At 63.8% G+C, this 12812-nt stretch carries 12 protein-coding genes; 1 reads left to right on the top strand and 11 read right to left on the bottom strand.

Annotation, left to right across the window (positions count from 1 at the left end; all coding sequences use genetic code 11):
• Positions 1–185 precede the first annotated feature (185 nt).
• The 11 genes from KQ303_RS11790 to KQ303_RS11745 form a co-directional block, all read right to left on the bottom strand.
• Positions 186–884, bottom strand: a complete 699-nt coding sequence (locus KQ303_RS11790) for a DUF429 domain-containing protein (RefSeq protein WP_259730434.1) — start codon at positions 882–884, stop codon at positions 186–188.
• Between the two features lie 632 nt (positions 885–1516).
• On the bottom strand, positions 1517–2530 hold the full coding sequence (locus KQ303_RS11785) for a hypothetical protein (protein ID WP_259730433.1): 1014 nt from the start codon (positions 2528–2530) through the stop codon (positions 1517–1519).
• A 776-nt stretch (positions 2531–3306) separates the two neighbouring features.
• Positions 3307–3612, bottom strand: coding sequence for a polysaccharide biosynthesis/export family protein (locus KQ303_RS14815; protein ID WP_399233638.1), 306 nt, complete (start codon positions 3610–3612; stop codon positions 3307–3309).
• 759 nt (positions 3613–4371) lie between these two features.
• On the bottom strand, positions 4372–4497 hold the full coding sequence (locus KQ303_RS11780) for a hypothetical protein (protein WP_259730432.1): 126 nt from the start codon (positions 4495–4497) through the stop codon (positions 4372–4374).
• The gene (locus KQ303_RS14810; RefSeq protein WP_399233628.1) at positions 4488–4802 is read right to left on the bottom strand and encodes a hypothetical protein; all 315 of its coding nucleotides are present in this window, start codon (positions 4800–4802) and stop codon (positions 4488–4490) included. Before KQ303_RS14810 ends, KQ303_RS11780 begins: the two co-directional genes overlap by 10 nt.
• A 328-nt stretch (positions 4803–5130) precedes the next feature.
• Positions 5131–5859 (bottom strand): Bax inhibitor-1 family protein, encoded by a 729-nt coding sequence (locus KQ303_RS11770; protein ID WP_259730431.1) that lies wholly within the window; start codon positions 5857–5859, stop codon positions 5131–5133.
• 111 nt (positions 5860–5970) lie between these two features.
• Entirely contained in the window at positions 5971–6309 is a 339-nt protein-coding gene (locus KQ303_RS11765) for a hypothetical protein (protein WP_259730430.1), read from the bottom strand.
• Positions 6306–7337 (bottom strand): PhoH family protein, encoded by a 1032-nt coding sequence (locus KQ303_RS11760; RefSeq protein WP_259730429.1) that lies wholly within the window; start codon positions 7335–7337, stop codon positions 6306–6308. The genes KQ303_RS11765 and KQ303_RS11760 overlap by 4 nt, the downstream gene beginning before the upstream one ends.
• An 11-nt stretch (positions 7338–7348) precedes the next feature.
• Positions 7349–7807 carry a 30S ribosomal protein S16 gene (rpsP, locus tag KQ303_RS11755; protein WP_094514717.1) on the bottom strand — a complete coding sequence of 153 codons (459 nt, stop codon included), beginning with the start codon at positions 7805–7807 and terminating at the stop codon, positions 7349–7351.
• A 76-nt stretch (positions 7808–7883) separates the two neighbouring features.
• Complete coding sequence (gene ffh, locus KQ303_RS11750; protein WP_259730428.1) at positions 7884–9374, bottom strand: signal recognition particle protein; 1491 nt, start codon at positions 9372–9374, stop codon at positions 7884–7886.
• A gap of 124 nt (positions 9375–9498) precedes the next feature.
• Entirely contained in the window at positions 9499–11553 is a 2055-nt protein-coding gene (locus KQ303_RS11745) for an IMS domain-containing protein (RefSeq protein WP_259730427.1), read from the bottom strand.
• 160 nt (positions 11554–11713) lie between these two features.
• Between KQ303_RS11745 and pdhA the strand changes: the two genes are divergently transcribed.
• Positions 11714–12796 (top strand): pyruvate dehydrogenase (acetyl-transferring) E1 component subunit alpha, encoded by a 1083-nt coding sequence (gene pdhA, locus KQ303_RS11740; protein ID WP_259730426.1) that lies wholly within the window; start codon positions 11714–11716, stop codon positions 12794–12796.
• Positions 12797–12812 lie beyond the last annotated feature (16 nt).

Here is a 12812-nt window from a genome sequence, read left to right as displayed (position 1 = left end):
TCCGCTCCGGCGATCGGCTGATCCCCTACGTTCTTCAACAGGTTTTCATCGAAGACAGGTTGAGGAGCATCGATTGATCAGCAGCCCCCGCAGATTGCGGGGGCTTTTTTTTTGGCAGGAAGCAGCGAGAGGTGGATGGGGTTAGGCGCAGGTCTGCGGGGTGGGTATGGGGTTGTGGGCCTGGCTCATCCCCAGATCCGCATCGGCAGGCCGGCACTGTCTCTGACGTCAGCGTCACCAAAGGCCACGGCTGACCCGTCGGCGAGACGGCTGGCGGTGTGCAGAGTGGCTAGGGCATCAAGGATGTCGTCGTCTGCCACCTCCCGCTTCAGAAATCGGCTCCGCACGCGGCTGGCGGTGCCAGGGAAGCAACCCTCCACCAGGGCGAGCCGCTCGGCGCGGCCGGCAGCCGTCTTCTTGGCATGGAGCATCGGCGTGTCGCCGTTCCAGCGAGCGAAGCACACCTCAGGGTGCGCCTCCACCGTGGCAGCGGCCAGCTGCGCATTCGCCCGCAACACCTCATCGAGCTCGCGGATCTTCGGCAGCAGGAAAAAGCTCTGCTTGCTGAGCTTGCGCCCCTGCGCGGCCAGCGAGAGTTCACAGGCCTGTACGTAGGTGGTGGCCGCGAGCACGGCCCGCACCGGTGCAGGAAACACACTGCTACCCCGCTGGCGCAGGAAGCGCCGTGCCGCCCGGTCGCAGGGACGCGGCCCGTTGTCGCCCAGTCCGATCGGCATATCGATGGCGGTGATGGCTGGCTCAGCCCCCTTGAACAGCTCGACGGCGCTGCGGCAGAGCCGCACCCGCACCAGCCGTTCTTGCTGCCCCAGCTCCACGCACAACCAGCCGGCCCGGCAGCCGTCGACGCCGCGCAGCAGCGTCATCTGGCCCCGAGGACGACCTCTGCATCGCCCTGCGACAGGCGATGCCGGGGGCAGGGGGTCGCCACAGTGGCCGTTCCCCTGGCTGTTCCACTGCCTTGATCAAGTCTTGCCCCACGGCCTCGCTTCGCCTCGGCCTTGCTTGGGCGTTTCATTGCCGCGGAGCAGGCGGTTGAGGAGCTATTCGCCTGGCACTGAGAACCGCAGTGGTTTCTGAATCTGCGGACGGCGCTCGTTCCGCCCTTGTGGACATCTGCGGATAATGATGTCCTTTGGATCATTGATTGGTTGAAACTCTGGAAAGCCACTCCGACTGCGAAGCAAGGGTCCTGTGATAGCAGGGATGGATGGGTGGGGCTCATGGGCAACAGTTAGCTCGGGTTTGGTGATTTCGAGCAGGCCACATCCCGGTGACTCCCTCCCCCAATAGCGTGTTGTTTGGCCGCAGGAATGAACCACCTCGTGAGGGATCACCGCTAGGAAAGCACAAGCAGGCTGCCAAGCTTTTTCCCATTGATGAAGTGGTGAATGGGTCGAGTTCTGGCGTGGGGTTGGGAACTGCGTGATGGAGCGAAAAGGCGCTGCTGGGAAGCTTGTCGGCGGCGGCTTCGCACGGCCACTTGGCGGGCCCCAATTCATTTTGCCAGCCGTTGGCCCTCTGTTGGGAGGGGCGGTGGTATGGGAAAGCTAGCCCCTTGGAGCGGCCTGACAGAGCTGCCCTGGGTCGCTGAGACTGGAGGTGGCAGCCTTGAATCAATCCGGGAATTCACTGCCTTTGGTGGGGATGGCAGCGATTGCAGCAACGGGTGGATGGTTACCAATGCGATGGATAAAGCGCCTTGATTCGGTACAGGCTGTTGTGCAGCCCAGTCTTCAATGTCTTTGATTGCTGCACGACTGTGGGGCGCACGCAGCAAAGTGGCAGTACCGTCGTGGTGGATTACCACAGGCACCTGTTCTATCAGGGTAACTCTGGTTGAGGGAAGATGAACAACTTGTGCAGTGAGTTCGGTGAGTTTCTGTTTGCTGGTAGAAACGAGCTGGTTTACCGCCTGGCGCATGGGAGTGCGCCACTCGGCGGGCAGCGGCGCTAGTGGATCACCGCTGCTTGCCCAGTGTGCACGTTGAGCCCTAGCAAGAACCGGCATCACGACTTCGCGTGAGGAGGCGAGGGTGAGCGGACCGCCCAGCAGATCAGCCTTGCTGAATCCGATCGATACGCCCGGCCGAGGAACTCCAATCTGTTCACGGAACCCTTCTTCCCTTGCTCTTGAAGACGCAACCAGGACGTTGCCGCTTCGTTCAGATGGCACGGCCGCTGGGCTTGAGGATGGATTATGTCCAAGGCCTTCTTTCGGGCTTGATGATTGAAGGAAAGGGCCCTCCTTTCGATTCGACGCTGGCTCCTTGGGGAGAGAGGAACTGGACGAATTCAGCAGCAGTGCTGAAAGCACCGGATCGTCAATAGCCGCAGCATGATCTGCAACGAGCTTGCGCTTTGCGGGTAATGGCCTAGCGGGAACGTCAACCAATTGGCTCACCCCATGGCGCTCACTGCCGTTGATCATGGCCAGGGTGATCCAGACCAACGGGAAGAGCGTCGTGACACAGATGACCCGCAAAGTAGCCAACGCATTGCTTTGCATCATGACCTCTGCCTTACAGACAACCCTAGGTAGGAGACGCTGGTTGAGCGCTTGTCAGAACCGTGGGTTGATTTGTCATTAGAAGAATGGATCACCATGAACTGCCCTCTGGGCAGGCTTGCCTAGTTCCGGATGTCTACCGCGTTGTCTGAGGGTTTTTGATTCTGTACCATGGTGTCACCCTCACGCAAAATTGAGTTGAAGGTAGTGGACACCACACCCATTGGTTGTAGCCGATGGCGGGGGTTTGGCGCTACAGAGAGCTACTGAGGCGGATGTGAATGATCTGAGCGTCGCTCCTCGGTGCACCAGTGCTTAGGTCCCTTTGCGATTCGAGTGATGTCCATCAGAGGGTGGTTGCTTCCCTGCAGCGGGACGTACCCCATAGCTCGGACCGCCAAGCTCGCAGTCATGGTGATTGTCTCGGCGCAAAGGTTGCCATCGTCAATCATCGGCTCATCATCCGCTGATGGCGTGAAGATTCGAGCGGTCAGGAAGGTGTTCCTGTAGAACAGAGATTGTCCTGATACTGACTGTTGATGCGTGGGATTTCAACGAAGTTGAGCTAGATCGGCTTGACCTCTGCGCCTATGCTCGGCGTTCTGAGGCGGAGGTGAAAAGCCACCTGGCGCAGATCCGCGCTTCATGGGGTGAATGCCGCCGGGCTTCTCAATCGTTGAGATCACGAAGGAAAGGCTCGGTTCGATCATAGTGAGTCGTTTTCTTTCGCAACATCTCCCGCTTGGCGCCAATGACCCTGATTGGATTCTGAATCTCTCCTAACCCCGACGCAAGCACGGGCTCATCCGAACAATTCGCAGCGTGAGCTCGGGCCGCAATAGCACCTGTTTATAGAGTTGGGTTAACCACCTCTCTGCTTGACTCAGAGTGAGGCCGCTGAGCTTGGCTGAGCCAATGAGGGCCAGCGAGGCAGTGCCATCGCTGAGTATTTCCAGGCTGCCACCTAGGGGCTGTGCCGAGGAATGGAGCATTCTCAGCTCCAGTACATCCCCGGGGGCGAGGATGTAGCCTTCCACCTGTATGGGCTCGCCGCAGTGTTGCAGGAACTCCGTTTGAATCTGCATGGCCTGTGTCGCTGATCCTGCAGGCAAGGCTGCTGGAGCCAATAGCACAGAGGCAGCGGCCACCATCAGAAAACGATGTGGCAAGGAACCTGGCTTACGGGAAGGCATGGTGCTGAAAAATCGCTGGCCTGAGAATGGTTGCTATTCGGATGCCGATAGGCATGGTTAGCAGATGGGCTCACTGTTTGATCCGGGAAGCAACCTACACTGTCCCTCACATACGAACACGATCCAGTTACAACCTGCGATTCCCCCACATCACACAACCTCACACATGTTTGTCGGCGTAAACGTTGGCAATCTGGTCCTCATGGATTTCTGTTGCCGAGACCTAGGGACACCTCCGCGATGGAAGTCCAAGTCCACGCCACGGATCAGATTGTTCCTTGAGGATCTTTCTGGCTGTCTCAAGGCCAGGCCAGATTGTCGCTACTGGCCCAGGGTTCTGCTATCCCCAGTGGTTTCTGCTGCTAGGGAAGCTCTGGGCAACACCGAACAGCCAAGCAGGAGCGGTAGGGACGTGTGCAAATTGAACGGTTTCGTGCGTAGCGCGTAGCAAAATGGCCATTATCTCGTGATTCTGGCATAATCTTGCCTTCAACTTGTCACCAGCCATTGGGGCCTGCTGAGAGAGCGAAAGCAAGCTTCAGAGCAACAAGCTGGGGACGCCTGGCTCATTTCTGATTGATCCTCAGTCTGCGGCTGGTTGAAGGCCCTGGAGTTGCTCCTCGCCTCTTTGCATGGCTTCATCGCCGATCATCAGCTGTAGCCAGAGGCGTAAATGACAAAATGAAGCTCCAGCCGCTTCTCGAGGTTCATCACCAGCTCAGCCAGTGCAATGGCTGATCCTTGGGTAGCGGCCAGCTTCTCACGAATCAGTCCCATCCCAAAGCGCCGCTTCCTCTGGGGATCAATGAATGACTGCCGGCCTGAAGGTTGCCACACCATGCGATCAGGGAATCAATGCTGGCAAGGTTACGCTCCAGATGGCCAAGCTGCTGCTTGATCGCCTTTTGCATTCTGCTGATGCGAGGGCGCTTCTTCTTGACCACGACAAGAAACTGCGGGTTGGCTTTCTGTCGATGTGTGCGTAGCTTCTGGGCAAAGGTATCTCTGATTGGCGGATGCATCGCATCAGGTTTCACCTGCTGAATGACGAGGATCGGATTTCTAGCAGGGTGAGAATTCATCAGATCAGCACACGGTGTGGATTCTGTGCAGCTAGTTCATGGGATTGTAGCTCATGCTATTGGATTCGCTTGATGCAATGCATACTCGTTCTCGCGCAGAAACTCGCACCCCTAGAGGAGGTCTTGGCCTGTGGAATGCTGGCTTGTCCGATTCCATTGATCAAGTCAAGGTGCATTGCAAAAAATGCAGATGGACGCGTGTTGAGTGGATGGCTGGTGATTGTCAGTGATAGAAGATGTCTTGGCTCGCCTTGTTGGTTCGTCCGGAGCAAGTCAGCATGAAAAAGCCAGGGGTAACCCCCTGGCAGATCACACCACTGTGCAGTGTTCAGTCGCGCCGGCCGCCGCCGTTGAGGGCAATGATCAGGCGCAGAATGAAGATGAACAGGTTGATATAGGTGAGGTACATCCCCAGGGCGCCGGCCAGGTACTGGTCGTCGTTGTAGGTGCGGGGCATCGTGTAGAAGTCGAGGAAGGCGGCTCCCACGAACAGCACGGTGCCGAAGCCGGCTATCAGCAGCTCGAAGCCGTTGCCACCGAAGCCCGGAATGAAGATCCCGCCCACGATCTGCACCACCATGGCGATGATCAGGCCGAGGATGCCCAGGCCCACCACACCGCCCAGGGCCTGGCCCAGGTTGTCGCTCATGCGGCGGCCCACCATTGAGGCCACCACGAAGGTGATGCCGGTGGCCAGGGCGGCCGTGCCGATGGCGCCGATCCCGGCGGTGCCGATGGCCATGGCCACGATGCCGCTGAGCGTGAACCCCGTGATCAGGCTGTAGATCGCCAGGATCGGCAGCGCCGTGCTGTTGTTGCCCTTCATCGCCACGTTCTGGGCGACGAAGAACAGGATGAAGTTGCCGATCAGGGCCACCCAGAACAGGGGCATGAACAGCGGGGTGCCGATCATCGACAGGCCACCCACCACACCCCCGGCGGTGAGCACCATGCCGCCGCCCACAAAGGGGAGAGCCTTGTTGACCACATTGGGGCCCACCAAGGCGCTCGACTGGGCCTCACGAATGGCTTGCTGAAAATTGCTGCTGGCCGGCATTGCGCTCCAGTGGAACGAAACTCCATCCATCCTGCCAGCGGGTTTCGGTCATTGGGAGCGTCCACGCCTGCTGAGGGGTGCGGATCTCCCCATGCCGTCTGAACGGTCGCTTCAGTCTTTGTCGACGGGACCTGGCCAGAGCCGGACGTCCAGCATCGCCACGCCCGTGCCGATGCTGGATTCAACGAAGCGCAGCAGGGCGTTCAGGCCCGGGCTCAGCTTCGGATCCAGGCTGCCGATTGCCGATCCAAGATTACGCAGGGAGGCGGAGGAGGTCGTTTCCCTGCGGGTGGACTGGGTGACCACGATCGCCGAGATGGCCGACCAGAGGCCGCCGATCTTGGGCAGATAGCCAGGGAACAGGCTGGTGAACCAGAAGCCGAGCACATAGGCCACAAGGGCCGCCAATGCGATTTCGGCGGGAATGCGGAGCCGTTCTGTGCTGTTCATGGTCCCCGGCGGCGTTGCTGGCCGTCGAATCGCTGTTGCGCTGTGGGTGCCGGCCCGTTGGCATCGCGGTTGGCATAGGCGGTCACCAGCCGCTGCACCAGGGGGTGGCGCACCACATCGGCCGCTGTGAGCTCGCAGATCGCCACGCCTTCGACCCCCTGAAGCACCTGGGCCGCCTCGATCAGGCCGCTGAGCTGGCCCACCGGCAGATCCATCTGGGTGGGATCACCCGTGACCACCATGCGGGAGTTCTCCCCCAGCCGCGTCAGCACCATGCGCATCTGGGCTGTTGTGGTGTTCTGGGCTTCATCGAGGATCACGAAGGCGTCGGCCAGCGTGCGGCCTCGCATGTAGGCCAGCGGAGCCACCTCGATCACCCCTTTTTCCAGAAGCGCGCTGGTGCGTTCCGCCCCCAGCAGGCTGTGCAGCGCGTCGTAGAGGGGACGGAGGTAGGGGTCCACCTTCTGCTGCAGATCGCCGGGGAGGAAGCCCAGCCGTTCGCCTGCTTCCACGGCAGGCCGGGTGAGGATCAGCCGTTCCACCCGCCGCTCAGTCAGCATCCGCACCGCCTGGACGGTGGCCAGGAACGTTTTGCCGGTGCCCGCTGGACCGAGCGCCAAGGTGAGGTCGTGGCGCTCCATCGCCTCGACATAGCTTCGCTGGCGCAGGGTGCGTGGACGCAGCAGCTTGCCGGCCTGACTGCGGGCCAGCACCACATTGCCCAGGTCGCGATGTTCGGCGCTGCGGCCGGTGTCGAGGGCCACCAGTGCGGTTTGCACATCCACGGCGCCGACGGCCTGGCCCTCTTGCCAGAGTGGCCGAAGCAAATCAACGAGGGCGGCGGCCCGCTCGCGCTGGCTGCTGCGCCCCTGAATCGACAGATCAAGACCCCGCAACACCATGGAGACGCCGGTGAGCGCCTCGATGTGGTGCAGGGTGGCTTCTGCTTCGCCAGCCAGAGCAAGGGCTGACGATGGATTCGGCAGCGCGATGAGCGTGCGCGAAGAGGAGGTGTCGGCCCCGGTCATGGGGCGCGCCCTCAAGCGGCCGCAGAAGCAGCAGTGGGTTCAGGTTCGGCGGCGGCGGCGGCAGCGGCTTCAGCAGCCTCTGCCGCTTTGGCAGCAGCTTCAGCGGCTTCCTTGGCGGCAGCTTCTGCAGCGGCGGCCTTGGCTTCTGCCGCTTCCTTCTCAGCCTGCTTGGCTGCAGCTTCGCGGGCAGCGGCCTGGTTGGCCTTGCCGACGGTTTCGCCCGGACGGATCGTTTTCTCGATCAGGCCGCCTTTCTCCAGCAGCGAACGCACCGTGTCGGTGGGTTGGGCGCCCTGGCCCAGACGCACACGGATCGCTTCGGTGTCGAGGCGGGTTTCTTTCGTGCGGGGGTTGTAGAAGCCCAGTTCCTCGAGCGGCCGCCCATCACGACGTGATGTGCTGTTGGTGGCAACCAAGCGGAAGCTCGCTTCCCGCTTCTTGCCGAACCGCTTCAGGCGGAGCTTGATCATCGTGGCGCAGTCGTGAAGATGGCAGTCCATAACGGTACAACAGCCCTCACGGCTCATAGGCGCGGCCGGCTGCTGCTCACAGCTGGCCGAAGCCTTTGCGCTTTTTCGGCGGCCGGTTGGCTTTGCGCGCCCCCCCAGCAGTGCCCCCACCGGCAGCGGCCGGCATCCCTCCGCCCATGCCGGGGAAGCCCCCCATTCCTGGCATGCCGCCCCCCATTCCGGGGAATCCGGGCATGCCGCCGCCCATGCCTGGCATGCCCGGCATGCCTCCGCCGCGGGTCATCTGCTGCATGAAGCCGCGCATCTTCTGGAAATCAGCCAGCACCTTGTCGACATCCGCCGGGGTGTGACCGCTGCCTGCGGCGATGCGCCGCCGCCGTGAGGGTTGGGCCGCCAGCAATTGGGGTTGCTTGCGTTCGTCCTCGGTCATTGAGCCGATCATCGCCTCGATCCGCTTGAGCTGGGCCTCGCCCTGCTTGAGCATGCCGTCGTCGATCTTGTTCATTCCCGGGATCAGCTTCATCAGGCCGCCCAGAGATCCCATGCGCTTGATCATGCGCATCTGCTGAACGAAGTCGCTGAAGTCGAAGGAGGCTTCCTGCAGCTTCTTCTGCATACGCTCCACATCGGCGATCTCCACCTCCTTCTGGGCTTTCTCCACCAGGGTGAGCACATCGCCCATACCGAGGATGCGGCTGGCCATCCGCTCCGGGTGGAACGGCTGCAGGGCTTCCACCTTTTCGCCGGTGCCGATGAACTTGATCGGCGCGCCGCTCACCTTGCGGATCGAGAGCGCCGCACCCCCGCGGGAGTCGCCGTCGAGTTTGGTGAGCACGGCTCCGGTGATGCCCACCTGCTCGTGAAAGGCGCGGGTGAGGTCGGCGGCCTCCTGGCCGATCATCGAATCCACCACCAGCAGCACCTCATCGGGCGCTGCCACGGTGCGGATCCGCACCATCTCCTCCATCATCGCGGTGTCGATCTGCAGCCGGCCGGCGGTGTCCACCAGCACGGTGTCGAAGCCTTCGGCACGCGCCTTGGCCAAACCGGCGGCAGCGATGTCCTCCGGCCGGGCGTCGGCCCCCAGGCTGAACACCTCCACGCCGATCTGCTTGCCGAGGGTCTGCAGCTGATCGATGGCGGCGGGCCGGTAGACGTCGGCGGCCACCAGCAGCGCGCGCCGGCCTTGTTCCTTGAGGTGGAGGCCCAGCTTGGCGGTGGCGGTGGTCTTGCCCGCCCCCTGCAGACCGGCCATCAGCACCACCGTGGGGGCCTGATCGGCACGGGCCAGCGGTGCGTTCTCCCCGCCCATCACCTCCACCAGTGCCTGATGCACCAGCTGGATGAACTGCTGATCCGGGCTCACCCCCCGCACCACCTCGGCACCGATGGCGCGCTCGCGCACATCGGCGATGAAGCCCTTGACCACATCGAGGCTGACATCGGCCTCCAGCAGGGCCCGGCGCACCTGCTGCAGCGCCCCATCCACGTTGCTCTCGGTGATCTTGTCCTGGCCCCGCAGGCTCTTGACCGCGTCTTCGAAACGCTGGGAAAGTTCGTCGAACATGGGGCGAAGCACCGGCGGATCGTGACCCGATCGTAAAAACATGCCGGCCGGCCTTCCGCCGCTGCTTCGGCGGCGCCGCTTGGAGCCCCCAGCCTCAGCTCAGGCTCAAGGGCTCAGCTGCGGCTCAGGAGAGCGGGCGGAAGCCCACCACCTTCCACACCTCACCCTCGCGGCCGAAGATGTAGAGGTTGCGAAAGTTGGTGGCAGGGGTGCGATCGACCACCTTGCCCTGGGCGTCGAGCGCCCTGTCGCTGTAGCGGATGTCCACGGCGGCGGCGATCCGGCGGGGGGTGCGGGTGTCGATGCGGAGGCCCTGGATCTCGGTCGTCACCTGCTCACGGCTCACGCCCCGGGCACGGTTGCGGCGTAGCTCGGCGGCCAGTTCGCGCACCAGCCTTTCCCGGGCCAGGTCTGCGGGCGGGATGGCGGGGGTTCGGCCATCGAGCGCTGCGGCTTTGGTCTGCAGCCAGGCTTCCAGCAGGGCGCGCAGCTGGCTTTCATCCGGCTCGGCGCTGGTGAGCGGCACTGGGCCAGCCGCCCGGGCTGGCTGGGGCTTGGCCGCGGGGGGGCTCTTGGCGGGGGTGTCTGCTGGCGGGGGGGAGGTGCCGGTGGCGCCCACTCCTGGTTTGGGCTGCTTGTCGGGGCTGGCGGGCGACAAGGGCCGCAGGGCCATCATTCCTGCCAGGCCAGCGGCGACGAAGGCGCTGACCAGAACGGCGGCCGCGGCCATGCGGCCCCAGCCGGGCAGAGCTTTCCAGCCGGCGGCGCCAAGGGGAGCGCGCCTGGGGCGGGGGGCGGCAGTGGACCGCGCCGGGGTGGTTGTCACTGTGCGGAAGGGGTCTGAGCTCTCGAGCGGCGGGCTGGCCGGGTCAGCGGCGGGCTCCAGTGGATCCGGCCAGCGCATCGGGTCTTCAGAAGAAGCTGCCGTGCCACGGGACGTCAGAGAGTCGAGGACCGGAGCTGTGGTGAGCGGAGCAGCAGACATGGCTTCCGTGCCGGCATGGCTCCGGCCCTGCAGCTCCCGGTTCTGGCGGCGGTCGAGCTGCTCCACATAGGCCTGCACGTCGCGATCGGCGAAGTAAGCCTCCAGATCAGGGTCGATTTCGATGTCGCGGTATCCGGCGAGAACATCGCGCCGCAGCCAGTCGCAGCAGTAGGCGCAGAGCTGAGCCAGCGGTTCGCTCCCATGCTCGGCCGCCCAGGCGCGCAGGGCGGGATCGGCGCCCTGGCTGAAGCAGGCCTCCGCCGTGGCCACCCGCCCCAGCAGCAGATGCTGGCAGGCCAGGAAGGGCTGCAGGCCCGGCTGACCGCTGGCCTCCAGCCGCAGCTGAGCGGCGGCGATGCGTTCTGGCTTGCGCTGGGCGAAGCCGGAGGCGGTGAGCGCCAGGCAGGCCAGGAATTCGGCGGTGGCGGAGCCGGGGGTGGTGGCGTTGCCGCTGGCCCAGCGGCTGAACAGGTCGACCTGCTCCTGGACCGTCAGGTAGTGGCGGATCTGCTTGAAGAAGTCCTGGAAGTCTTTCCTGGGTAGGGCTGGATCTCCGTCACCCTCCAGTCCGCCGCGCCGCTCCACCAGCATCTCCAGCAGGTTCAGACCTTCGGCGCGCTCGTCGGTGGCGCTCAGATCACGCCGCAGCAGATCGAGCACCCGAAACGGCAGCAGATCGGCCACGTCGTGTTCCATCTGCCGTTGCTGCTCCGGTTGGCGGCCCGTGCGCCGCATCAAGGTGATGCCCTCCTGAAGCAGCTGGGCCGCCCGCTCGAACTGACGGCGCCCCTGCAGCTCTCTGGCACCCATGCGGCAGGCTTCCCCCGCCAGCAGGGTGAGATCGGCCTCGCGGTGGCTGCCCAGTGCCGGCGCCTGCGGCGGTTGCAGGCAGCGACGGGCTGCATCGAAAGCATCGATGGCCAGCCCCGCTTCCCAGAGCAGCAGCAAGGCCCCCATCTCGCGGGAAGGCGGCACGTCCAGGCCCGGTGTCAGGGCGCCGTCCTCGGTGTCGAGCGCCATGAGCTCGGCTTCGTAGGCCTGGCGTCGCTCCGGATCGCTGAGCACATCAGCGCTTTCGCGCAGTAGCACGGCACGGGCCTCCAGGGCTCCGGCGGTGAAACCCTGCTCCGGCGGCCGGTCGAGCCGCTGCTGCAAGGTGTGCAAGACCGTCTGGGCATCAGTGGCCGGTCTCACCCCCAGAAGTTGGAAATGGTCGATCGGCAGTTCCAACCCTGGCGACTCGCAATCCCGCGGCACGGGCTTGGCAGCGAGTGTAGGCAGAGGCAACCAATTTGACTCTGCGGGCGGAACAGACCCCGTACAGTCAGCGGTCAGAAGTTCCGCTGTCCCTGCCATGACCCAGGAGATCGCTGTCCCGGCCCCGCCGGCGGCCGAGCCTGTCAGCAGCCATTCGGAAAGGCTCGCGTCCCTTTACACGGCTGGCCCCACATCGGTCAGCCGTACCGACGGTCTGGTCCTCTACCGGGACATGACCCTGGGTCGACGGTTCGAAGACAAGTGCGCGGAGATGTACTACCGCGGCAAGATGTTCGGCTTCGTGCACCTCTACAACGGCCAGGAGGCCGTGAGCACGGGCGTGATCAAGGCGATGCGTGCCCAGCACGACTGGTTCTGCAGCACCTATCGGGATCACGTTCATGCGCTCAGCTGCGGCGTGCCGGCCCGTGAGGTGATGAGTGAGCTGTTCGGCAAGGCCACCGGCTGCAGCAAGGGCCGGGGTGGCTCCATGCACCTGTTCTCCAGGGAGCATCACCTGCTGGGCGGCTATGCCTTCATCGGCGAAGGCATCCCGGTGGCCCTGGGGGCGGCGTTCACCAGCCGCTACAAGCGCGACGCGCTCGGTGATGCCAGCAGCGATGCGGTCACCGCCGCCTTCTTCGGCGATGGCACCTGCAACAACGGCCAGTTCTTCGAGTGCCTGAACATGGCGGCGCTCTGGAAGCTGCCGATCCTGTTCGTGGTTGAGAACAACAAGTGGGCGATCGGCATGGCCCACGACCGTGCCACCAGCGATCCGGAGATCTGGCGCAAAGCCGCCGCCTTCGGCATGGCTGGCGAGGAAGTCGACGGCATGGATGTGCTGGCGGTTCGCGCTGCGGCTCAGCGGGCGGTGGAGCGGGCCAGGGCGGGCGAAGGTCCCACCCTGCTGGAGTGCCTCACCTATCGCTTCCGCGGCCACTCCCTGGCCGACCCCGACGAGCTCCGCAGCGAGGCGGAGAAGGACTTCTGGGCGCAGCGCGATCCGATCAAGGCCCTCGCCGCTCACCTCACGTCCCATGGCCTCGCCAGCGCCGATGAGCTGAAGGAGATCGAGAAGGAGATCGACGCGGAGGTGGCCGATGCGGTCAGCTTCGCCCTCGCGGCGCCCGAGCCCGATCCCGCCGAACTCACCCGCTACATCTGGGCTGAAGACTGAGGCGCTGAGGGCTCGC

The organism is Synechococcus sp. CS-1333 (genome assembly GCF_025128015.1).
Classification (GTDB): domain Bacteria; phylum Cyanobacteriota; class Cyanobacteriia; order PCC-6307; family Cyanobiaceae; genus MW101C3.
Note: the sequence above shows the minus strand (reverse complement) of the source record. Positions and strands in the feature narration are given on the sequence as shown.

Excerpts from the sequence above, each read along its gene's own strand:
- KQ303_RS11760 (WP_259730429.1), bottom strand. The coding sequence starts at position 7,337 with ATGACCGGGGCCGACACCTCCTCTTCGCGCACGCTCATCGCGCTGCCG.
- KQ303_RS14815 (WP_399233638.1), bottom strand. The coding sequence starts at position 3,612 with ATGCAGATTCAAACGGAGTTCCTGCAACACTGCGGCGAGCCCATACAG.
- KQ303_RS11765 (WP_259730430.1), bottom strand. The coding sequence starts at position 6,309 with ATGAACAGCACAGAACGGCTCCGCATTCCCGCCGAAATCGCATTGGCG.
- pdhA (WP_259730426.1), top strand. The coding sequence starts at position 11,714 with ATGACCCAGGAGATCGCTGTCCCGGCCCCGCCGGCGGCCGAGCCTGTC.
- KQ303_RS11790 (WP_259730434.1), bottom strand. The coding sequence starts at position 884 with ATGACGCTGCTGCGCGGCGTCGACGGCTGCCGGGCCGGCTGGTTGTGC.
- ffh (WP_259730428.1), bottom strand. The coding sequence starts at position 9,374 with ATGTTCGACGAACTTTCCCAGCGTTTCGAAGACGCGGTCAAGAGCCTG.
- KQ303_RS14810 (WP_399233628.1), bottom strand. The coding sequence starts at position 4,802 with ATGAATTCTCACCCTGCTAGAAATCCGATCCTCGTCATTCAGCAGGTG.
- KQ303_RS11770 (WP_259730431.1), bottom strand. The coding sequence starts at position 5,859 with ATGCCGGCCAGCAGCAATTTTCAGCAAGCCATTCGTGAGGCCCAGTCG.
- KQ303_RS11785 (WP_259730433.1), bottom strand. The coding sequence starts at position 2,530 with ATGATGCAAAGCAATGCGTTGGCTACTTTGCGGGTCATCTGTGTCACG.
- KQ303_RS11780 (WP_259730432.1), bottom strand. The coding sequence starts at position 4,497 with ATGGGACTGATTCGTGAGAAGCTGGCCGCTACCCAAGGATCAGCCATT.
- rpsP (WP_094514717.1), bottom strand. The coding sequence starts at position 7,807 with ATGATCAAGCTCCGCCTGAAGCGGTTCGGCAAGAAGCGGGAAGCGAGC.